17 protein-coding genes and 1 tRNA gene are annotated in these 21,132 nt (G+C 69.6%); 10 read left to right on the plus strand and 8 right to left on the minus strand.

What is annotated here, in order from left to right; translation table 11 throughout:
* Entirely contained in the window at nt 1–498 is a 498-nt protein-coding gene (locus ABD648_RS19465; protein WP_282216580.1) for a GNAT family N-acetyltransferase, read from the minus strand.
* Between the two features lie 110 nt (nt 499–608).
* Between ABD648_RS19465 and ABD648_RS19470 the strand changes: the two genes are divergently transcribed.
* From ABD648_RS19470 to ABD648_RS19495, 6 genes are all read left to right on the plus strand, one after another.
* Nucleotides 609–680: transfer RNA gene (locus ABD648_RS19470), tRNA-Gln, on the plus strand.
* A gap of 1 nt (nt 681) precedes the next feature.
* Nucleotides 682–2,109: a bifunctional UDP-N-acetylglucosamine diphosphorylase/glucosamine-1-phosphate N-acetyltransferase GlmU gene (gene glmU / locus ABD648_RS19475; protein ID WP_282216581.1), complete on the plus strand. Its 1,428-nt coding sequence runs from the start codon at nt 682–684 to the stop codon at nt 2,107–2,109.
* A gap of 6 nt (nt 2,110–2,115) precedes the next feature.
* Nucleotides 2,116–3,150: a ribose-phosphate diphosphokinase gene (locus tag ABD648_RS19480; RefSeq protein ID WP_282216582.1), complete on the plus strand. Its 1,035-nt coding sequence runs from the start codon at nt 2,116–2,118 to the stop codon at nt 3,148–3,150.
* A 92-nt stretch (nt 3,151–3,242) separates the two neighbouring features.
* Entirely contained in the window at nt 3,243–3,719 is a 477-nt protein-coding gene (locus ABD648_RS19485; RefSeq protein WP_282216583.1) for an FMN-binding protein, read from the plus strand.
* Nucleotides 3,720–3,736: 17 nt separating this feature from the next.
* The gene (locus ABD648_RS19490) at nt 3,737–4,624 is read left to right on the plus strand and encodes an FAD:protein FMN transferase (RefSeq protein WP_282216584.1); all 888 of its coding nucleotides are present in this window, start codon (nt 3,737–3,739) and stop codon (nt 4,622–4,624) included.
* A 14-nt stretch (nt 4,625–4,638) separates the two neighbouring features.
* Nucleotides 4,639–6,213: an FAD-dependent oxidoreductase gene (locus tag ABD648_RS19495; protein ID WP_282216585.1), complete on the plus strand. Its 1,575-nt coding sequence runs from the start codon at nt 4,639–4,641 to the stop codon at nt 6,211–6,213.
* 142 nt (nt 6,214–6,355) lie between these two features.
* Here the strand turns inward: ABD648_RS19495 and ABD648_RS19500 are convergent, their stop codons facing one another.
* From ABD648_RS19500 to ABD648_RS19510, 3 genes are all read right to left on the minus strand, one after another.
* Nucleotides 6,356–7,825 carry a sensor histidine kinase gene (locus ABD648_RS19500; protein WP_344709919.1) on the minus strand — a complete coding sequence of 490 codons (1,470 nt, stop codon included), beginning with the start codon at nt 7,823–7,825 and terminating at the stop codon, nt 6,356–6,358.
* Nucleotides 7,826–7,872: 47 nt separating this feature from the next.
* Nucleotides 7,873–8,601: a response regulator transcription factor gene (locus ABD648_RS19505; RefSeq protein WP_136055585.1), complete on the minus strand. Its 729-nt coding sequence runs from the start codon at nt 8,599–8,601 to the stop codon at nt 7,873–7,875.
* 79 nt (nt 8,602–8,680) lie between these two features.
* On the minus strand, nt 8,681–9,646 hold the full coding sequence (locus ABD648_RS19510) for an acetylxylan esterase (RefSeq protein WP_282216587.1): 966 nt from the start codon (nt 9,644–9,646) through the stop codon (nt 8,681–8,683).
* Nucleotides 9,647–9,760: 114 nt separating this feature from the next.
* On the opposite strand from ABD648_RS19510, the gene ABD648_RS19515 reads away from it, so the two are divergent.
* Entirely contained in the window at nt 9,761–13,780 is a 4,020-nt protein-coding gene (locus ABD648_RS19515) for a golvesin C-terminal-like domain-containing protein (RefSeq protein WP_282216588.1), read from the plus strand.
* A 76-nt stretch (nt 13,781–13,856) separates the two neighbouring features.
* Here the strand turns inward: ABD648_RS19515 and ABD648_RS19520 are convergent, their stop codons facing one another.
* Together ABD648_RS19520 and ABD648_RS19525 are read right to left on the minus strand one after the other, a co-directional pair.
* On the minus strand, nt 13,857–15,017 hold the full coding sequence (locus ABD648_RS19520) for a mandelate racemase/muconate lactonizing enzyme family protein (RefSeq protein ID WP_282216589.1): 1,161 nt from the start codon (nt 15,015–15,017) through the stop codon (nt 13,857–13,859).
* A 90-nt stretch (nt 15,018–15,107) separates the two neighbouring features.
* Nucleotides 15,108–15,911 (minus strand): IclR family transcriptional regulator, encoded by an 804-nt coding sequence (locus ABD648_RS19525; protein WP_282216590.1) that lies wholly within the window; start codon nt 15,909–15,911, stop codon nt 15,108–15,110.
* 228 nt (nt 15,912–16,139) lie between these two features.
* Here ABD648_RS19525 and ABD648_RS19530 point away from each other — a divergent pair, with 228 nt between their 5' ends.
* The 3 genes from ABD648_RS19530 to ABD648_RS19540 are packed head-to-tail and all read left to right on the plus strand — an operon-like array spanning nt 16,140 to nt 19,296.
* Entirely contained in the window at nt 16,140–17,072 is a 933-nt protein-coding gene (locus ABD648_RS19530) for a carbohydrate ABC transporter permease (RefSeq protein ID WP_282216591.1), read from the plus strand.
* Nucleotides 17,072–17,929 carry a carbohydrate ABC transporter permease gene (locus ABD648_RS19535; RefSeq protein ID WP_282216592.1) on the plus strand — a complete coding sequence of 286 codons (858 nt, stop codon included), beginning with the start codon at nt 17,072–17,074 and terminating at the stop codon, nt 17,927–17,929. Before ABD648_RS19530 ends, ABD648_RS19535 begins: the two co-directional genes overlap by 1 nt.
* Nucleotides 17,930–17,982: 53 nt before the next feature.
* Nucleotides 17,983–19,296: an ABC transporter substrate-binding protein gene (locus ABD648_RS19540; RefSeq protein WP_282216593.1), complete on the plus strand. Its 1,314-nt coding sequence runs from the start codon at nt 17,983–17,985 to the stop codon at nt 19,294–19,296.
* A gap of 177 nt (nt 19,297–19,473) precedes the next feature.
* Here ABD648_RS19540 and ABD648_RS19545 read toward each other — a convergent pair whose 3' ends face one another.
* Complete coding sequence (locus ABD648_RS19545; protein ID WP_282216594.1) at nt 19,474–20,193, minus strand: SDR family NAD(P)-dependent oxidoreductase; 720 nt, start codon at nt 20,191–20,193, stop codon at nt 19,474–19,476.
* Complete coding sequence (locus ABD648_RS19550; protein ID WP_282216595.1) at nt 20,190–21,107, minus strand: dihydrodipicolinate synthase family protein; 918 nt, start codon at nt 21,105–21,107, stop codon at nt 20,190–20,192. The genes ABD648_RS19545 and ABD648_RS19550 overlap by 4 nt, the downstream gene beginning before the upstream one ends.
* Between the last annotated feature and the right edge of the window lie 25 nt (nt 21,108–21,132).

The following is a 21,132-nucleotide window of genomic DNA, read 5'->3' on the forward strand; positions in this document are numbered from 1 at the left end:
TTATCCCGTGCGGACCTCCGATGCGACGGACGCCGCCGGCAGAGCGAGCGTCATGAAGGTGCTGAGCGGATCGGGACGATAGCTCCCGAACGGCGGGCACTCGACGAATCCGGCGCCGGCGTAGAGCGTGCGGGCCGGGAGGAAGAACTCCATGCTGCCGGTCTCCAGCGAGATCCGGCGGATGCCGCGAGCCGTGGCATCCGCGATCAGGAAGGCGAGCATGGCCCGCCCGAGGCCCTTGCCGCGCACGTCCGGATCCGTGCGCATCGATTTGAGCTCCTCGTGCTCGTCGTCGAGCGCGGCGAGTGCGCCGGTGGCGACCGGCCGCCCGTCGTCGAACGACGCGAAGAGGCGCACACCGGGGACGAGGAGGCGGTCGAACGGCAGCGCGTGCCGGCTCTCCGCCGGTGCCGTGTCCGCCATGTCGGCGTGATGGGCGTCGAGGAAGGCGGCGAGAGCCGGGGTCGCGGTCTCGACCCGTGCGATGACGATGCTCATCCCGTCAGCATCCCAAACGCGTGTTTCCGTCGTATCACGGCGCCCACGTCAGCGGAAGACGAGCCGGGACATGGCAGACTTGACCGGTGGCGTCCTCGCGGGCGGCGCGGTCCGCCGTGGTGTAATGGCAGCACGACAGCCTTTGGAGCTGTTAGGTCTAGGTTCGAGTCCTGGCGGCGGAGCATGACAGGTAACCTCGCGATCATCATCCTCGCCGCAGGCCAGGGCACGCGCATGAAGTCGCGCCTCCCCAAGGTGCTGCACCCCATCGGCGGACGCCCGCTGGTCGGGCACGTCCTGACCACTGCTGCACGGCTGGAGGCGCAGCACATCGAAGTCGTCGTGCGTCACGAACGCGACCAGGTCGTCGCGGCGCTCACCGCCGACTACCCGGACGCCGTGTTCATCGACCAGGACGACGTCCCCGGCACCGGACGCGCGGTGCAGGTCGCGATCGACGCCCTGCCCGGCGACTTCGACGGAGACGTGCTCGTGCTCTCCGGCGACGTCCCGCTGCTCGAGGTCGAGACCCTGCGCGGGCTCATCGACGGGCACCGTGCCGCCGCCGCTGCGGCCACCCTCCTCAGCGCGCGCCTCGACGATCCCACCGGCTACGGTCGCGTCATCCGCGACGCCGCGGGCACCGTGCAGCGCATCGTCGAGCAGAAGGACGCCACGGCCGACGAAGCGGCCGTGACCGAGATCAACGCCGGCGTCTACGTCTTCCGGGCGCCCGAGCTGCGCACCTACCTCGCGCAGGTCGGCCAGGACAACGCCCAGGGCGAGATGTACCTCACCACCGTGATCGAGCTGCTCCGCGCCGCCGACCAGCGCGTCGCGGCCGAGATCGCCGTCGACACGGCCTCGACCTTCGGAATCAACGACCGCATCCAGCTCGCCGAAGCCGGCCGCGTGCTCAACGACCGCATCGTCCGCCGCTGGCAGCGCGAAGGCGTCACCGTGATCGATCCGGCGACCACCTGGATCGACGACGACGCGAACCTGTCGCCCGACGTCACGATCCTCCCGAACACCCACATCCTGCGTGCCACCGTCATCGCGCCGGGCGCCATCATCGGCCCCGACACGACGCTCGTCGACTGCGAGGTGGGGGAGAACGCGATCGTCCGCCGCACCGACGCGACGCTCGCCGTGATCGGAGCCGAAGCCACCGTCGGCCCGTTCTCGTTCCTCCGCCCCGGCACGGTCCTCGGCGCGAAGGGCAAGATCGGCGCCTACGTCGAGACCAAGAACGCCGAGATCGGCGAAGGCAGCAAGGTGCCGCACCTCTCCTACGTCGGCGACGCGACGATCGGACGCGGCGTCAACCTCGGCGCGAGCACGATCACCGCCAACTACGACGACGTGAACAAGCACCGCACCGAGATCGGCGATGAGGTGCACACCGGGTCTCACACGGTGCTCGTCGCGCCCGTTAGGCTGGGAGCAGGTGCGAAGACCGCCGCAGGCGCCGTCGTCCGCAAGGATGTCCCCGCCGGTGCGCTGGCCATGAGCGTCGCCCCTCAGCGCAACGTCGAGGGGTGGGTCGAGAAGAACAGAGCAGGCACGGGTGCGGCGGATGCTGCATCCCGGGAGAATTCGGCGGAATAGGCGGACATGGCGCGCAAGAAGAAGATCGTCGATCTGGATCGCGACAACGGCGTGGCCCCCGGCCTCGTCGCCAAGACCAAGAAGCGCCTGGTCATCGCCGGGGGGCGTTCCCATCCCGCGCTGACCGCGGCCGTCGCGGAGGCGCTCGGCACCGAGATCGCGCCGACCGAGCACCGCACGTTCGCCTCGGGTGAGATCTACGCCCGCTTCGAGGTGTCGATCCGCGGCTGCGACCTCTTCCTCTTCCAGACGTTCGGCGAACCGGTCAACGAGTGGCTCATGGAGACGCTCATCATGATCGACGCCGCCAAGCGCGCATCGGCCAAGCGCATCACGGTCGTCGCGCCGTACTATCCGTATTCGCGTCAGGACAAGAAGGGCCGTGGTCGCGAGCCGATCAGCGCCCGACTTGTCGCCGATCTGCTCAAGACCGCCGGCGCCGACCGCGTGATGAGCGTCGACCTGCACGCCGCGCAGATCCAGGGCTTCTTCGACGGACCCGTCGACCACCTGTTCGCGAAGCCGGTGCTGCTCGATCACTTCCAGCGCACCCTCAGCCCCGAGGATCGCGAGATCCTCACCGTCGTCTCGCCGGACATGGGCCGCGTGCGCGTCGCCGACACCTGGTCCGACAGCCTCGGCGCTCCGCTGGCCATCATCCACAAGCGCCGCGACCCGAAGGTGGCCAACCAGGTCTCCGTGCACGAGATCGTCGGAACCGTCGAAGGACGCACCTGTCTGCTGGTCGACGACATGATCGACACGGGCGGCACGATCGTCAAGGCCGCTCAGGCGCTGAAGGCAGCCGGCGCGCATCGCGTGATCGTCGCGGCCACGCACGCGATCTTCAGCGACCCGGCCAACGAGCGCCTGCAGGACCCGTCGATCGACGAGGTCGTCGTCACCGACACGATCCCGCTCACCGAATCGCGGCGCTGGGACCGGCTCACGATCCTGCCGATCGCCCCGCTGCTCGCCCGCGCGGTGCACGAGGTCTTCGAGGACGGCTCGGTCACGAGCATGTTCGGCGGCGACGCGTAATGCAGGGGAATGGCACAGCCCGCGCATAGACGGAGTGCCTACGGTCGATTCAGCGGCATACAGTCGCGAGACACCGAGCCGGGAGGACCAGCATGATCCGCACGACCGTACCGACCTCTGTCCACAAGGGAGCCGCCCTCATCGGCGTCGCAGGACTCCTCGTCCTCGCCGGCTGCTCCAGCACCCCTGAAGCGAAAGAACCGACCAACGGCGCCGACACCGGCACCGACAGCGCTTCCACCGAAGCGCCGAGCGGCGGCGACACCGCAGGCGCCTACACCGATGGCACCTACACCGCCGACGGCTCGTACCAGACGCCCGAGACGGTCGAGAAGATCTCCGTGACGCTGACCCTCGCCGACGGCGTCGTGACCGACGTCGAGGTGACCGGCGATCCGCAGGCTCCCGAGACCGAGGAGTACCAGGGCCAGTTCATCGCCGGCATCGCCGATGTCGTCGAGGGCAAGTCGATCGACGAGCTGAACGTCAGCCGCGTCGCAGGATCCTCGCTCACCAGCGGTGGCTTCAACGACGCCGTCGAGTCGATCAAGGAGCAGGCGGCCGCCTAGGCGCCTGCGGCCTCGTCATGGCGACCTGGCGATTCGACGCGATCGGCACCCGCTGGGAGATCGAGACGGCGGCCGAGCTGGACGAAAGCGATCGCGTGGCCGTCACCGATGAGATCGGGCGCTTCGATCGCGAGTGGTCGCGTTTCCGCGCCGACTCCGACGTCACCCGGCTCGGTCGCGCGGGCGGAACGCTCGTCTCGACCGACGCCGGGGTGATGCTCGATGCGTACCGAGACCTCACCACCGCGACGGACGGGGCGGTGAACCCGCTGGTGGCGGACAGCCTCGCCGCCCTCGGTTACGACGCGGACTACACGCTCGTCGCGGGTGAGCCGGTGCGGGCGCCCGCCGCCTGGGTGGAGCGCGTGTCGTGGACGGACGCCGCCGCGACGGCATCCGGTCCCTCGCTCCTCGACATCGGCGCGCTCGGCAAGGGACGGCTGGTCGACCTGGTCATGGACGTGCTCGCGGAGACGCCGGGCGACCTCGTGGTCGACGCCGGGGGAGACATGCGCGTGCGCGGCGCGGCCGTTCGCGTGGGGCTCGAGCATCCGTACGACCCTGCCAAGGCCATCGGCGTCGTCGAGCTGCGCGATCAGGCGCTGTGCGCGTCCGCCGTCAACAGACGTGCCTGGGGTGACGGCCTGCACCACGTCCTCGACGCGCGTACCGGCATCCCGGTGCGCACATGGGCGGCGACCTGGGCGCTCGCGCCGGACGCGATGAGAGCGGATGCCGTGGCGACCGCCCTCTTCTTCGACGGCGGCCCGGCGCTCGCGGAGCGGTGGGGTGTCGAATGGGTGCGGATGGCGACCGACGGCCGGATCCAGCGATCGCCCGGGTGTCCGGCCGAGGTCTTCGTCGCCGGGAGCGGGCACGCCGTACGTCCCGCCGTTCAGAACTAGGGAAGAGTGGAACAGTGATCACGTCTCTCGCCGCCGCACGTCAACGGGTCCTCGCCGTCCTCGGCTCGCTTTCGATGTATCGCCTCGTGCTCTTCGCACTCGCGGCGCTCGCCGCCATCGCGCTCGTGCTGTCGCTGCTCGGCGTGATCGTCTCGCCGACGCCGCTGGAGCTGGTGGCCTCGTTCCTGGTGCTCGCGGTCGTGATCTCCGTCGTCGATGCCGCCGCGCAGCGCATCCTCCGCCTGCCCTGGCGAATCGAGTCGTCGCTGGTCACGGCGCTGATCCTCCTCTTCGTGCTCCGGCCCGGCCTGGAGCCGGCGTCGCTGGTCGGGCTGGCGCTCGCCGGTGCGCTGGCCAGCCTGTCGAAGTACCTGATCGCGTGGCGCGGGCGACACATCCTCAACCCCGCCGCGTTCGGTGCGGCCGTCGTCTCGATCCTGGGAGCCTTCGGTGCGTTCGAGTGGCTCGGCACCTCGTCGTCCTGGTGGATCGGCACGCCGTCGATGGCGATCCCGGTCGCGGTGCTCGGCCTCGCCGTGCTCTGGCGCACCGAGAAGGTGCGGGTCGTGCTGGTCTTCCTCGTCGTCGCGGTCGCCGTGTCGATCGTGCGGCAGGCCGTGCAGGCGCAGCAGTTCGACATCGCCTTCGACTTCGTGACGGCGCTCCAGTTCGCGGTGCTGCAGTCCCCGTTCCTGTTCCTCGGAGCGTTCATGGTCTCGGAGCCGCTGACCCTTCCTCCGCGCCGTCGCCAGCAGTTCGTGGTGGCTGCGGTGGTCGGACTGCTCGCGGGATGGCCGCTCTCGGTCGCCGGGCTCTTCACCCTCGGCCAGGAGCGTGCGCTGCTGATCGGGAACCTGGTGGCCTTCGCCTTCGCGCTGCGCGGGTCCGTGCGGCTGGTGCTCGAGCGTCGCGAGTTCGTCACGCCGACGGCCCAGGAGCTGACGTTCCGCGCCAAGGGGAAGGTGAAGTTCCTCCCCGGCCAGTATCTCGAGCTCGATGTGCCGCATCACCGGCCGGACGCCCGCGGAACCCGACGGGAGTTCAGCATCGTGTCGGCGCCGGCGGACCTGCCGACGCTGCGCATCGCCTACAAGAACGGCGATCAGAAGCATCCGTCCAGCTACAAGCGCGCGCTCGCCGAGGCCGCGCCGGGCACGACGCTGGCCGTCACCGGCACGTGGGGGGACTTCATCCTCCCTCGAGGCGACGCGCCGATCCTCATGGTGGCCGCCGGCATCGGCGTCACGCCGTTCGTCTCCCAGCTGCGCCAGCTGCAGGCGACGGGGCAGCATCGCGACGTCGTGCTGGTGTACGTGGCATCCGAGTCCGGCGAGCTCGCGTTCCGCGACGAGCTCGCGGCGACCGGCGTGCGCACCGTGGTCTTCACGCGGGACGAGCCCTCCGACCTGCCCGCGCATTGGACGTGGGGGCAGGGTGCCCGGCTCGACGCCGACACGCTCGAACGCGCGGTCGAGGACATCGGGACGCGACACGCGTTCATCTCCGGCCCGCCCCGGCTGATCGCCGATCTCGCGCCCGCGCTGCAGAAGGCCCGGAACCTCACGACCGACGCGTTCGCCGGGTACTGAGCGCGTTGATCCGGATGCCTCGTCGAGGCGCCTGGGCTGGTCCAGATGTCGGGAGATCGGACGGATGCCGGGGCGAATCACGCGTTTCGCCCCGGCATCCGTGAAAACTCCCGACAGGTGTGCCGGCCTCCCGGGCGACGAATCAGTCCTCGGACTCGGTGGCCGCTGCCGGGGTGATCGGGAGGCGCACCGTGAAGGTCGTGTCGCCGGGTTCGCTGGCCGCAGTGATGGTGCCGCCATGGCCGTCGACGATCGCCTTCACGATCGCGAGGCCGAGACCGGTGCCGCCCGTCTGCCGTGCCCGGGACGTGTCGCCACGAGCGAAGCGGGCGAACAGCTCATCCCGGAGGGCGGGATCGATGCCGGGTCCGTCGTCGTGGACGCGCAGGACGGCATCCTGACCCTCCTGGCCGACGCTGAGCGTGATCGTGGTGCCGGCCGGCGTGTGCGTCCGCGCATTCGCCAGCAGATTCGCCACGACCTGGTGCATCCGCCCGGCGTCGCCGACGATCGTGACGGGCTCGTCGGGCACGTCGATGACCCAGTGGTGGTCGACGGCGGTCGGGCGTGCATCCGAGAGCCCTTCGAGAGCGAGCTGCGTCAGATCCACCGTGCCGTAGACGAGTTCGCGTCCCTCGTCGAGTCGGGCGAGCAGCAGCAGGTCCTCGACCAGCCGCGTCATCCTCAGCGACTGCGCCTGGATGCGCTCCAACGACGACGTCGTGCTCTCGACGGCGTCGAGCGAACCGGCTCCGCCGCCCTGGCGCAAGGCGCGCAGGGACAGTTCCGAGTAACCGCGGATCGAGGCGAGAGGTGTGCGCAGCTCGTGGCTGGCGTCGGCGACGAAGCGCCGCATCTGCTCCTCGTTCTTCTGCCGCGCGGCGAGCGACGTGTTCACGTGGTCGAGGAGCTTGTTGAGGGCGGCGCCGACGAGACCCGTCTCGGTGCGCGGATCGGCCTCGGATGCCGGGACGCGCTCGGTGATGATGACCTCGCCGCGGTCCAGCTGCTGGTTCGCCACCCGGGTCGCCGTGGATGCGACAGCGCGGAGCGGGCGCAGACTGACCCGGATCGTGATCGCGGTGGTCAGGGCCAGCAGGATGAGGCCGCCGAGAGTGGCCAGGGCGATCACGGTGAGCAGCGTCGCGAGCTGATTCTGGATGTCGTCCCGGGGGAGCCCGGCCACGACGGCGACATTGTCGGCCGTCGACGTGATGGCCACCCGATAAGAGCCGATGCCGTCGATCGTGACGTTCGCGACGTGATTGCCGTCGAGTGCCTTGGCGACCTGCGACAGCTGCGCGTCCGTGAGGCTCTCCGTGTCGCCGCTGAGATCCCCCTCGACACTCGAGAAGATGACGCCGCTCGTGCCGGTGACCTGGTTCGAGACGGCGAAGAGGAGCCCTGGCGGCACCTGGGAGACAGGTCTCTCGAGGACGTTCTCGACGGTGGCGAGATTCGGCGGGAACTGCGCGACGAGCGACGCGAGCGCCCGGGCATTGCCGTACAGCTTCTGGTCGAGCTGATCCTCCAGCGTTCTTCCCAGGGTCGCGCTGGTGATGATGGCGACGATGACGAGGATCAGCGACACGAACCCGATCACGGCGGTCATCAGCCGTGTCTGGAGGCTCATCGGACGCGGCGTCATCGTCGCACCGCTCACTGCGGGGCCTTGATCATGTAGCCCACGCCGCGGACGGTGTGCAACAGGGGCGTGCGCCCGGCGTCGATCTTCTTGCGCAGGTACGAGATGTACAGCTCGACGACGGACGACTTGCCCCCGAAGTCGTAGCTCCACACGCGATCGAGGATCTGCGCCTTCGACAGCACGCGCCGCTCGTTGCGCATGAGGTAGCGGAGCAGCTCGAACTCGGTGGCCGTCAGGTCGATCTCGACGCCGTCGCGGGCCACCTCGTGGCTGTCCTCGTTGAGCGTGAGGTCGGCGACGCGCAGGATCGACTGTCCGTCGTCCGCGGTCGCGTGACCGGTGCGGCGGATGATCGCCCGCAGGCGCGCGATGACCTCCTCCAGGCTGAACGGCTTGGTGACGTAGTCGTCGCCACCCGCGGTCAGGCCGGCGACCCGGTCGCCCACGGCATCCTTGGCGGTGAGGAAGAGCACCGGCACCAGGCTTCCGGACTCACGGAGGCGTCGGAGCACGGCCATCCCGTCGAGGTCGGGCATCATGATGTCGAGAACGAGGGCATCGGGTTCGAACTCGCGCGCGACCTGGAGGGCCTCCATGCCGGACGACGCGGTGCGCACCTCCCACCCCTCCATGCGCAGTGCCATCGCGAGCAGGTCGGTGAGCATCTGCTCGTCGTCGACGGCGAGGATGCGGAGAGGGGAGCCGTCCGGACGGCGGAGGTCGGGCAGGTCGCTGGTCATGATCCCATTCTGCGGAATCTCCTATGAGATTTCTATGGAGTCCGCTATGCGTTCCCTGAGAGGAGCCCGGCGGGCATGCTCATGCCAGACGGTCGTCGGGGAGCGCGAGGAAGTCGATGCCGTCCTGCAGCGCGAGAGCATCCGACTTCGCCCCGCTCGGTCCATCGAGGTGGCCGTTGGCCCTGACGCTCAGGCGCTTCGGCCCGGTGAGCGCGTGATAGACCGCGAACTGGCCTCGCGGGTCGACCGCGGGGTCGAGCACCGCCGCGCTGACGTGCACGGGGATCCGGAGTCGCCGTGCCGCGATCGCCGCGTCGTAGTAGTCGAGGACAGCCCGCGCCTCGGGGTGCTGCGGCAGGTGCTGACGCACCGCCTCGCCGCTGCCCGTGCACCGCCGCGTGAGACGGACGGCGTGGTTGCCGAAGCTCGGCACGTCGAGCACCGCTCGGCGGAAACGCCGATCCCAGGGGAGGGCCATCGCGCCGATCCCGCCGCCGAAGCTGCCGCCGCTGAAGTCGAGGGCTGCACCCGCCGCGGGAACCATGTCGAGCAGCACGGTCGCCGCGCGCCAGATGTCGGCCGCGGCGAACCGATGCGAGTAGGTGTCTCGCTGCGCGATGCCCGCCAGCACGTGCGCGGACGGGTCAGCGGGAAAGCGGCTCGGGGTTCCGGCGTGCGTACCGGGAGCGCAGGGGAGGATCGCGGCCGTGTCCGCGGGCACGCGGTCGGCATCCGGGGCAGTGCGCCCTCCGTAGCCGTGTCCGACCACGAGACCGCGCCGGATCCGCTCCTCGCTGCGCGGCACCATCACGTATGCGGCGGCCTGCTCGTCGGCCGACGATCGGAAGCGGATCTCCAGGACCCGGTGCGTCTCGGTGGGCTCGCCCTCGTCGACGACCTCCCAGCAGACCGCGCCCGATCCGAAGTCGTCGAACGTCGCCCGCCAGAACTCATCGAAGTCCGGCGGATCGACGGGGGGAGCGAGGGGCGTCAGGAGCGCGCTCAGGGCGTACTCCGTCAGCTCCTCGGGGTGGTCGTGGTTCACCGCGGGTGGTCCTTTCCGGGGGTGTGCGCTGTCGACGTTACCGCCGTCGCGCGCACCCGGCCGCTGCAACGGCAGGCCGGGTCGTCATTGACATGATCGCATAGGGATTGCAGTATGTGCATCATGGATTCAATATCTAATGCAGGAGCCGATGACGATTCCCTGCTGTGGAGCCGGCGAACCGTGCTGCGGATGCTCGTGATCGCCGGTGTCCTCCCGCCGGTGATCGGCGCGCATCCCGGAATCGCATCGGCGGCGGCCACGGAGATCACGACGGTCGGCGGCGCGTATCCTGACGCGCTGCGCCGACTGGACAAGCCGAACCTCGCGTTCGCCCAGGTCGCGCAGCTGGAGGGTGCGAACCACCGGATGACGTTCTTCCAGGCCACCTGGGACGGCGGAGCGACGATCGTCCGCGACCTCGAGGTGAGATACGACGGCGGGTGGCTGCCTCTCACCGATCCCGAGCATCGCTTCGACGAGCAGTGGGTCGTGTTCGAGGGAACTCTGCCGTCCGGGAGCGCGCCGGAGCTCTACGGTCCGCTGGCTCCGAGCTGGCTCGGGTTCACCTCGTTCCAGGTGCTCGGCCCCCAGGCGATCGAGCTGTCCACGAGCACCGACGATGTCGACCTCGTCGTGCGCTGGCGGCTCGAGGGCGAGTATCCGGAGGCTCATCACGTGCTGACGGCCAAGACCGCCGGCGACTACATCGTCGGATATCAGAGCCAGGACGCGAAGTCCCTCGACGATCTCGCCGAGGTGCTGTGCGGCTCCTACCAGCACGCGCTCTCGGTGCTGGACGGATCGGCCCCGCTCGGGGCATGGGAGCTCTTCGCCCCGATGGCCCTGACGCAGTACGCCGTCGGCGACGTCGCGGTCACCTCGGGGGTGTATCTGCCCGCCGAGGTTGCCGAGTTCGTGCACGAGCGCCAGCTCATGTCGGATCGGCAGCCGTACGGGATGAGCCTGCGCAGCGACAGCCTCGACATCGTGCCCTGCATGTACTCGCCGCAGCCCGGGCTCCGCACGGTCATGGCGGTCGGGGAGCAGCGCGGCTTCGCCTTCGGGATCGCCGCCCGCGCCGACACGCTCTACGCCACGTACACGCACCTGTGCCGGAGTGAATACGGCCTCGCCGCCTACCGGCAGAACGTCTACGACCGTTCGCTGACGGATGCCGTGCACGCGATGGCGGCGCTGATCGCCGTGGAGCCGGACGGCGACGACTCGGTCGACTACATCCCGTCGTTCTCCGGCTGGTGGAACCGGGCCAAGGGGTTCGTCGACGTGGAGAACGAGGATGCCGTGCGCGCGGCCGCCAGCGGCGTCGTGCTCGCCGCCCACTACCTGACCGGAACGGCGGACAGCACGCTCTACGACCGCCGCGCGCGCCCGCTCATCGAGTACCAGCTCTCGCGGAAGGGCATCGGGCACTCGCCGGTCATCGGCAGCCCGGTCTACAACGACAAGACGCAGTACCGGATCGGCAGGATCCCCACGGATGCCGTGAACCTCACGTCTCTGTATCAGCTCACGCACGGCCGCAACGCGGGGATCCAGCGCCTCGCACTGCAGGCCGCCAAGGCCGGTGTCGTCGGTCAGAGTCGTGCGCCCTTCTCGAATGCGCTGGCGACGTACCGGGCGACGGGTGATCCCGCCTATCTGGCGGAGGCGACCCTGATCGCCCGACGCTACGTGCAGGAGCAGATCCTCACGCCGTATCGCGGCAACGGCCAGCCGCCCGGCGGGTTCGCCTACAGCTTCTCCCGATACTGGGTCGATCTTCTCGAGATGTTCGAGGCGACAGGGGAGGCCGAGTTCCTCGACGGCGCCTATCGGGAGGTGCAGCGATTCATCACGCAGACGGCGGTCCGTCCGGTGCCCGATCAGACGGTCACCGTCCCCGAGGGGCACGTCATCACCCAGCAGTACGACTGGGAGACGCGCAGCTCGCTGCCGTCGTATCCCACCACCGACGTCGCCACGGAGACCGTGCCGGCCTGGTACGTCTCGCCCTCCGGTCTCACGTTCGAGGCGCTCTCCTCGTTCAAGCTCGGGGTCAGCGCGCTGACGGACCCCGGCGGCGGCTACGTGTTCAATCCCTGCTGGGCCGGCGCACTCCTGCGGTTGGCGCATCACACCGGCGACGCGCTGCTGGCCGACGTGGCGCACAACATGGTGATCGGCCGATTCACCACGTATCCCGGCTACTACGGCCGCCAGTTCCAGGTGGCGCACATGAAGCCGGACTTCGCCACGAGCGGTCCGGTGGGGATCACCGGGTACTACTTCCATCACGCGCCCGCCCAGCTCGGCCTCGCGATGGACTACCTGATCAGCGAGAGCTTCTATCGGAGCGGGGGCAGCATCGACTTCCCGCACGTGTTCGAGGCGGACTTCGCCTACTTCAAGTTCTTCGCCTACGGTCACGCCCCCGGCACGTTCTTCGGCGAGGCCGGCGTCTGGCCGTACTTCCCCGCGGGGCTGATCTCGCTCGACAACCCGCTGATCAACTGGATCGCCGGGGTCGGCAACGACTCGCTCTACATCAGTCTCACCAACTCGGCGGGGACCGAGCAGCAGGTCGTCGTCGATCTCGTCACCGATCTGACCGGTGCACATCGCGCCGCGGCGCTCCCGGTCGAGGTCGTCGCCGCGGACGGGAGCCGTTCGAACCGCGCGGCCCGTCGAGGGCAGATCGCCGTCACCGTGCCCGCTCGCGGACTCGTCGCCCTCGTGGTGCGGACCCTCGCCGTGCAGAGACCCGCACTGCCGTCCGACGACATCGTCGATCATGGCTCCGACAGCTTCCACGAGGTCGACGCGGATCCCGCCACCGAGTACGGCGTCGCGAGAGGTGTGCTGCTGGTGCGTCCGGGCGGGGCAGGATACGACGCCTACGTGCAGATCGACACCGAGCAGACGGCGACCCTGTCCTACCGGATCGGCGGCGAGCCGGCGCAGCAGGCTCCGGCGAAGGAATTCCCCTACGAGTGGACCATCGGCGTCGACGACATCGAGGACACCTTCCGCTACACGATCACCGCCGGCGGTGCCACGACGGAGGAGGTCACGCTCCGGCTCCCGGCGCGCATCACCGGGGCCAACCCGGGGGTGGCGGGAGACGTGATCGCCCAGGCGACCGGGACCGCCGGCGACCGGGTGCCGCTCACGATCGAGGTGCGGAACGCGACCGACGACCCGATCACCGGCGATGTCGCCGTGACGCTGCCGAGCGGCTGGCAGCTCGACGGCGCCGTACCCGCGATCACGGTCCCGGCGCAGAGCGCGGCGCGGATCGAGTCGGCATCCGTCATCGCCGCGGCCGCCCCCCTCGGCGAGGTGAAGGTCGCGGCGACGCTGTCGATCGCCGGCGAGGATCCCGTGACGCTCCGTCCGGCGACGATAGAGGTCATCGACCGCCGGCGCCTGGTGTCGCTGTCGACCGACACCGAGATCATCAGCGGCCCGGGCGCGGTCGTCCAACTGACCGCCCTCGTCATCAACACCGGGGTGACTCCGATGCAGGGCACGCTCTCGCTGTACGGGACCTCGGGGTGGAGCATCGGGCAGCGGGATGCGGTCGTCACGGTGCCGCCGCGGTCCGACCTGACGCACACCTGGAGCGTCACGGCCGGATCGGGCATCGCTCCGGGATCGTCCACCCGCTTCGAGGCGAGGCTCGATCAGAACCTGCGCCGCGGCGTGCTGGTGCGCGTGGCCGATGAAGGTGTGATCGCGCACACCCAGTCGCCCTGGCCCGGCTACCTGGAGACCGGCACGTGGTACCCGAGCGGTCTCTCCGGGTGGAACGGCACCAGGACGCGGTACAGCGACACCGACTCGGTGGGCAGCACGGTCACCTGGAACGTGGCCCTTCCGCAGGCGGGGCTCTATCGCGTCTCGGTCTGGTACCCCACGAATCCGACGACCACGACGTCGGCGGCCTACGTGGTCGAGCATCAGGGCGGCAGCTCGGAGGTCATCGTGGATCAGACCCAGGGCGCCGCGGCCTGGCGCTCCCTGGGCACGTTCCGGTACGACGCGGGCGCGACGGGAGTGGTGCGGCTCGAAGTCCGGAACACCAGCATCCATCGGGTCAGTGCCGCGCAGTTCGTCCGCGTCGGGGACTGACGAGGAACGGGTGGGTGGGCCGGAGAGGAGACTCCGGCCCACCCACCCGTCTGTCGTCGAGGGCGGTGCGGCGCACTCAGTGCCGCACGTACTCCTGGATGGCCGCTTCATCGACCGTCACGCCCAGACCGGGGCCGGTCGGGACGAGGAATCCGCCGTCGGGGCGCACCTCGAGCGGACTCGTGAGCAGACGGTTGGCGACCGGCAGGGTGAACGGCTGGTACTCGAACGCGAGCAGGGAGGCGGCGCTCGCCGCGACGTGCACGCCCGCGGCCATCGCGATGCCGAAGGCCGCGGAGTGGTGCGGCGCCACCGGCACATGGAAGGCATCGGCGACCGCGGTGATCGCGAGTCCCTCCGTGATGCCCGTGCGACCGATGTCGGGCTGGGCGACGCCGAGCGCACGGCGGGCGAGCCAGTCCGTGAACTCGAAGCGGCTGCGCATGGCCTCGCCGACGGCGATCGGCGTGGCGAGCGCGACGGCGAGATCCCGGTGCCCCTCGACGTCCTCGGGCGCGAGAGGCGCTTCGAAGAACCAGGCCTTCCGGTCATCCAGCTCCCGACCGAGCGCGCGCGCCTCGCCGAGGCGGTAGGTCCAGTGCGCGTCGAGTGCGAGGTCGAGATCGGGATGCACGGCGCGGATCGCGTCGAAGGTCGCGAGATCGGTGCGGATGTCGACGCCGAGGTGCAGCTTGATCCGTCGTACTCCGCCCTCGACCAGCTCGGCGGCCTTCTCGGCGCGCTCGACGTCATCGACGCCGCGGATGCCCGACACGTAGGCAGGCAGGACCTCGTGGAAGCGTCCTCCCGCGAGTTCGGACACCGAGAGCCCGGTCGCGTGGCCCCAGAGGTCCCAGAGCGCGATGTCGACGGCGGCCATGGCGTCGGCCTGGTGGCCCGTGAGGTGCCCGCGCTCGCGCATCGACTCCGACATGCGGTGCCACAGGGTGCGCACCGAGCGCGGGTCCTCTCCGAGGATGAGCGGGGTGAGCAGGTTGTCGACGATGGCGGCGGCGACGACGGGAGCGACGGGCGCCAGCGCCTCGCCCCAGCCGACGAGGCCGTCGTCGGTCTCGATCTTGACCAGCAGCGTCTCGTACCCGGGGGAGTAGAGGCTGCGCCAGGGCGGTCGGATGACGTAGCCGCGGTGCTCCACGCCGGTGTCGCCGGCATAGGAGTTGTTCGCATCCTCCTTGGAGAGGTAGAGCGGGAAGGTCTGGACGCGCGTGATTCTCACAGGGGTCTCCAAAGACATCGATGGTCGAGAAGCCGGCGGCGTGTGCCGCGGCAGGGGGATCGGGGCACCGCGTTCCGCCGCGGCGGCGGCTCAGAGCGTCGCGAACGCCGTGACGGTACGGGAGGGGCTGTAGCCGAGGCCGACGGAGATCTCGTCAGCGGCTTCGATCAGCTGCAGCGCCAGCTCCTGATGCGGGGCGTGCAGATCGAGCACCGAGAGCGGGCCGCTGGCGGAGAGTCCGGCGACGATCTCTCCCGCGCGGTTGTGGATCGGAGCCGCGATGCAGGCGCGGCCGAAGGCGAGCTCTTCGATCTCGGTCGCGTAACCCCGGCTGCGGGTCTCGTCGAGCGCGACCTGCATGGCATCGCGGTCGACGATGGTGTGCGGGGTGAATCGCTGGGGCGACTGCGCGAAGTACTCGTCCACCTTGTCGGCGGCCATTCCGGAGAGCAGCGCCTTGCCGAGGCCCGTGGCGTGCAGGGGCCCGGTGCGACCGGCCATGGCGAACGACTTGGGGGCGAGCGCGCCCTCGAAGTTGCAGAGGTAGGTGAAGGAGAAGCCGCTGAGCTCGGCGACGTTCACGCCGATCTCGATCTTCCGGGCGAGGTTCTGCGCGATCTGCCGCGATGCGCGGAAGATCGGCGACCCGTTCAGGGCGATCGTGCCGAGCGAGACCGCCGCGGGTCCGAGGCGGTAGAGGCCCGTGCGGCCGTCCTGGATCACGAACTTCATTCGATCGAGGGCGGACATCATGCGCGAGACCGTGGACTGGCCGAGTCCGGTGAGAGTGCACAGCTCCGAGACCCTCAGTTCACCCGACTCCTCGGTGAAGCAGGCGAGCAAGGACATCGCCCGTTCGACGGTCTGGGTGCCGCCCACCGATTCCGATGCCATCGTGACTCCTCCTCCATACGGTCGCCGCTCTGCGACGCTGCGGCTCGTCACCGCTGCCAGTCATCCTAATGAGAGAAATGGCGGCGAGCAACACAAATGTGGGTGTCTTATGCATTTTGTGGATTTCGCATCCGCAATGTGGTTGACTGGCGGCACGTCGACGTCGACGACTGTGACGACGACGCGCAGGGCCCCGTCCGGGGTCGTCCCTACTGGAAAGCGACTGCAATGCAACAAGCCATCCTCGAGCGGCCCGCGAAGAGCGAGCAGGCCGAGCCACGTTCCGGGCGGCGCTCCACGCTGGGCGCGAAGGACCGCACCTTCGGTTTCATGATCGCACTTCCCGCGGTCCTCCTGTTCCTCGTGATCGCGATCTTCCCCCTCGTGTCGAGCATCGGCACCAGCCTCTACGATCAGTCCCTGCTGCGCCCGGAGCGCACATTCGTGGGGCTGGGCAACTACGCCGCGATCTGGGACGAGTTCTTCGCCCGCCTCGGCACGACGCTGGTCTTCGCCTCGCTGTCCACCGTCTTCCCGCTCGTGCTCGGCGTCGCCCTCGCATTGCTGCTCAATGCACGCCTGCGCGGGCGGAACATCCTGCGCGGCGCCCTGATGCTGCCGTGGCTGCTCCCCGGCGTCGTCGTCTCCTTCCTCTGGGCGTGGATCTTCAACGACAGCTACGGCGTCGTCAACCACGTGCTCGCGATCCTCGGGATGCCGGAGGTCAGCATGCTCGGCAACCCGGTCGGTGCGATGGCCGCGGTGGTCATCGCCAAGACCTGGCACTCGTTCCCCTGGATCATGGTCGTCGCACTCGCCGTGCTCCAGACGCTGCCGAGCGAGCAGATCGAGGCGGCCACGATCGACGGTGCGACACGTGCGCAGCGCTTCCGGTACATCTCCCTGCCGCACATCGCCGGCCCGGTCACCCTCGTCGCGGTCCTCGAGTTCATCTACAACTTCGGCAACTTCGACACGATCTTCGTCATGACCGGGGGCGGCCCCGGTAACTCGACAACGACGCTCGCGGTCAGCCTCTACCACCTGGCCTTCGGCAGCTACGAGCTCGGGAAGGCCTCCGCGATGGGCGCCCTCTGGCTCGTGCTCCTCGCCATCATCTCGAGCGGCTACCTGCTCCTCAACCGACGACTGGAGAAGTGATGCGCCGTTCCCGCGACATCGGTGAGTCGATCATCCGCCCCCACCTGTCCATCCCCGGGCGCGTCCTGCTCCTGCTGCTCGCCCTGTTCGGGCTGCTGCCGATCTACTGGCTCACGGCGACCGCGTTCACGAAGAAGGAAGACGTCTTCGCGCTGGATCGGCCGTTCTTCCCGGTCGATCCCACGTTCGAGAACTTCATCGGCTTCTTCCAGAACGACGCCCTGCTGAAGAACCTCCTGAACAGCGTCATCGTCTCGACCGGCACCGCGGTGCTCGCGGTCCTGGTCGGCGGGCTCATGGCGTACTCGCTGTCGAAGTTCCGCTACCGCGGACGCAACGCGATCATGTTCATGTTCCTGATCGGGCAGCTGATCCCCGGTGCCCTCCTGCTCATCTCGCTGTATCTGATGCTGAGCTCGGCCGGACTGCTGTACACGTACACCGCCCTGATCATCTCGTTCACGACGTTCACCCTGCCGCTCGCGGTGTTCCTGCTGAAGGGCATCATCGACGGTCTTCCGGACGACATCCTCGAGGCGGCGAAGGTCGACGGGCTCTCCCGTACGGGCACCATGTTCCGCATCGTGTTCCCGCTCATCGTGCCGGGACTCATCACGGCGGCGATGTTCGCGTTCATGCGGGGCTGGAGCGATCTGCTCTTCGCGCTCACGCTCGCCGGACCCGACAAGCAGACGCTTCCCGCGGGTCTCACCCAGGCCTTCATCCGCGAGGGCACCGCCGACTGGCCGGCGCTCATGGCCGCGTCCCTCGTGACCTCGCTGCCGCTCGTCCTCATCTTCATTCTCCTGCAGCGCTACTTCGTCTCCGGTCTCGCGGCCGGAGCCGTCAAGGGGTAGCGATGCATCGCCGAACAGCTCGACCCCCACACCCCGAAGAAGGAGCAGTCTCCATGAACATCTCGAACTCGCAGCTGAGCCGTCGTGCCTTCCTCGGCGGCGGCACCGCGTTGGCCGCCTTCGGAGCGCTCGCCCTCGCCGGCTGCGCGACGCCCGCCGCTCCCGGCACCGGAGCCGGCAGCACCGCGAATGCGGCCACCAAGGCCAAGACCATCAACTTCTACGGCAACTCGCTCGGCGAGGAGGCGCTGAAGCCGGCCTGGCAGGGGATCCTCGACGGCTTCGCCAAGGAAGCCGGCGCGACCGTCGCCCCCGTGATCTACCCGTACGACCAGGCGGCCACCCAGCTCGCTCTCACCGGCCGCTCCGGCAAGCTCCTGGGCGTCGGGCAGTCGGGCGGGTGGCAGGTGCTCACGCCCATGGACGTGCTCGCCGACCTGACGGACCTCGCGAAGGGGCTCGGCATCCCCCAGGGCGTGCTCGATTCGTACACCATGGACGGCAAGCTCCTCGTGCTGCCGCTGACGGCCGCCGGCATCGGCATCATCACGAACGGCGAGATCGCGAAGAGCGTCGGGATCAAGTCGGGCATGACGGTCGAGCAGTTCGCGACCGCGCTCGAGAAGATCAAGGCGCAGGACGCCTCGCTCATCCCGTACGCCGCGGTCACCAAGAACCCCGACCTGAAGGATGCCGTCCACTGGATGTGGGGCTTCGGCAGCGAGGTCGTCACCGACGACTTCACCTGCACGATCGGCGATGCGGAGAGCGTCAAGGCCATGACCTGGTACAAGTCGCTCCAGGACGAGGGCCTCACGCAGACGAACGTCGCCCGGAGCGACGCCCGCATCCTGTTCGCGAGCGGCCGGGCCGCGCTGTACGACGATGCTCCGCTCGCCTCGACCTTCGTCAAGACGAACGGCGCGCCACAGAACATCATCGACAACATCGGCGCCATCGCGCGCCCGACCTCGGGGAAGAACAAGTCCTACAACCGCGCCTGGGGCTCCGGCCTGTTCGCGAGTGCGGGCGAGGGCGAGCTCACCAGCCGCGACTTCATCACCTACGCGGCGACCAACGTGAAGGCGGCGACGGCGCTGTACGAGCGCTCGGCGGTGGCTCCGGCGGCGAAGTCGGTCGCGGACCAGATCCCCGCCCTCGCGGCTGACAAGTTCCAGACCGCCTTCCGCACGGAGATCTCCGAGCACGCGCGCGGTGCGGCCTGGGACCGGGTCGCCGTGACCGCGCAGATCGACGCCGCCATCGGCGGGGGAGTCGCGACCATCCTCGCCGGACAGGTCGACGTGCAGGCGGGCCTCAACGCCCTGAAGAAGGAAGTGCAGGGTCTGCTCGACGCCAACTCCTGAGCGCCGCCCCTCTGCTCACGATCGCCGCATCCGTTCTCGGGTGCGGCGATCGTGTGCGTCCGGGCGCTGTGAGAGGCGCGGAGCGCGCGAGAGCACCCGGTGCATGCCCTGAAGACGCCGATGGCCCTGAGGCGTCGTGGAGGACGCCTCAGGGCCGGGTGGTCGGTGCTGGGGGGATCAGAGCCAGCGTTCGCGTAACGCGGGCTTGAGCCAGGCCGCCGGCGACGAGATTGAAAGGCCTCCGTCGACCGCGATCGAGGTGCCGGTCACGAACGAGGCGGCATCGGATGCGAGGAACGCCACCACGGCGGCGACCTCCTCCGGGCGTCCGATCCGGCCGAGCGGATAGCCTTCGCTCTCGCCCGTGTCGGTCGCGGAGATGCTCCCCGGCTGCACGGCGTTGACGCGGATGCCGTGCGGGCCGTAGTCGAGCGCCAGTTGCCGCACGAGCCCGTCGACACCGGCCTTGGCGGCGGCGTAGGCGGGCAGCGCGGGAGCGGCGAGCGAGCCGTTGACCGAGGTCACGGCGACGATCGAGGAGCCCGCTGCGAGGCGGGGGAGTGCGGCACGGGCCACGAAGAACGCGGAGTCCAGCGTCGCGCCGATGGCGCCGCGCCAGTCCTCGTCGCTCGTGGCGTCCGCGCGACCGATCGGCATCCGCGCGGCGGCGAGGACGACGACGTCGATCCGGCCGAGGGCCGCCTCGGCGTCCGCGACGGCGAGGTCGGCGGCATCCGGTCGGCTGCAGTCGGCGACGAGGTACCGCTCGAAGACAGGGTCCGTCGAGTGCTCGAGCCCCACGCCGACGACGGCGTCGCCGCTCTCGGCGAAGGCGCGGGCGATCGCGAGTCCGATGTCCGAGTTGCCGCCGATCAGCAGCACGCCGCGGCGGCTCACACGCGCACCGTGGTCGGCACCGGCGGCAGGTCGAGCTCCTCGATCACGAGCTTGACCGCTGCGCGGCTACCGGCGTCGAGGCGGGAGGCCGGGTAGCGGACGGTGGCGTGCTCGATGACGCCGCGCGCGACGAGCACCTCCTTGTGCACCGCCCACGCGATGCCGCCCTGCAGACCGATGAGCACGAGAGGGAGCATACGACGGAAGTCCGCCCGCGCCTCCTCGACGCGCCCCTCGACGAACTGTGCGAGCACGGGGGCGAGGAGGTCGGGGAACTCGCACGCCGGCATGGTGCCGACCGCGCCGCGAGCGTACTCCTCGAGGCAGAACTGCGCGTTCTGCCCGCCCAGCACCGCGAAGCGGCTGTCGCCGATAGCATCGACGACAGCGCCGACCTTGGGGGCCGTCGGGGGCGCCTCGACCTTCACGGAGTCGACGCCGTCGAGACGGGCCAGCTCCGCGATCAGCGCGGGTGTCATGGCGACTCCCGTGACGCCGGGGGCGTCCTGCACCATGACCGACAGGGAGGTGGCGGCGGCGACGTCGCCGTAGAAGTCGACGAGGGTTCCGGCGGGAGGCTTGACCATGAACGGCGGCAGCACCATGAGCGCGTCGGCGCCGCCTTCCTCGGCCAGCAGCGCCTGCTCGATCGAGGTGGCCGTGGAGGTGCCGTTGACGCCGGCGATCACGGGAACACGTCCGTCGACGAGTCGCACGACGTCGTCGAGGATGGCTCGGCGCTCCTCTGTCGTGAGGGCGAAGCCCTCGCTGGCCATCCCGAAGACGGCGACGCCGTCCACGCCGGCGGCGAGCTGGAATTCGACCAGGCGGCGCAGACCCGCGCGGTCGAGGGCGCCCGTCTCGTCGAACGGCGTCGCCAGGATGGGCATCAGGCCCTGGAGTGTCGGAGCCATCGGCTACTTCCCCGCTTCTTCATCG

Origin of the sequence: Microbacterium luteolum (assembly GCF_039533965.1) — a bacterium.
Lineage (GTDB): Bacteria > Actinomycetota > Actinomycetes > Actinomycetales > Microbacteriaceae > Microbacterium > Microbacterium luteolum.

Excerpts from the sequence above, each read along its gene's own strand:
- ABD648_RS19500 (WP_344709919.1), bottom strand. The coding sequence starts at position 7,825 with ATGACCGCCGTGATCGGGTTCGTGTCGCTGATCCTCGTCATCGTCGCC.
- ABD648_RS19480 (WP_282216582.1), top strand. The coding sequence starts at position 2,116 with ATGGCGCGCAAGAAGAAGATCGTCGATCTGGATCGCGACAACGGCGTG.
- ABD648_RS19490 (WP_282216584.1), top strand. The coding sequence starts at position 3,737 with ATGGCGACCTGGCGATTCGACGCGATCGGCACCCGCTGGGAGATCGAG.
- ABD648_RS19515 (WP_282216588.1), top strand. The coding sequence starts at position 9,761 with ATGTGCATCATGGATTCAATATCTAATGCAGGAGCCGATGACGATTCC.
- glmU (WP_282216581.1), top strand. The coding sequence starts at position 682 with ATGACAGGTAACCTCGCGATCATCATCCTCGCCGCAGGCCAGGGCACG.
- ABD648_RS19535 (WP_282216592.1), top strand. The coding sequence starts at position 17,072 with ATGCGCCGTTCCCGCGACATCGGTGAGTCGATCATCCGCCCCCACCTG.
- ABD648_RS19465 (WP_282216580.1), bottom strand. The coding sequence starts at position 498 with ATGAGCATCGTCATCGCACGGGTCGAGACCGCGACCCCGGCTCTCGCC.
- ABD648_RS19485 (WP_282216583.1), top strand. The coding sequence starts at position 3,243 with ATGATCCGCACGACCGTACCGACCTCTGTCCACAAGGGAGCCGCCCTC.
- ABD648_RS19540 (WP_282216593.1), top strand. The coding sequence starts at position 17,983 with ATGAACATCTCGAACTCGCAGCTGAGCCGTCGTGCCTTCCTCGGCGGC.
- ABD648_RS19530 (WP_282216591.1), top strand. The coding sequence starts at position 16,140 with ATGCAACAAGCCATCCTCGAGCGGCCCGCGAAGAGCGAGCAGGCCGAG.
- ABD648_RS19505 (WP_136055585.1), bottom strand. The coding sequence starts at position 8,601 with ATGACCAGCGACCTGCCCGACCTCCGCCGTCCGGACGGCTCCCCTCTC.
- ABD648_RS19525 (WP_282216590.1), bottom strand. The coding sequence starts at position 15,911 with ATGGCATCGGAATCGGTGGGCGGCACCCAGACCGTCGAACGGGCGATG.
- ABD648_RS19550 (WP_282216595.1), bottom strand. The coding sequence starts at position 21,107 with ATGGCTCCGACACTCCAGGGCCTGATGCCCATCCTGGCGACGCCGTTC.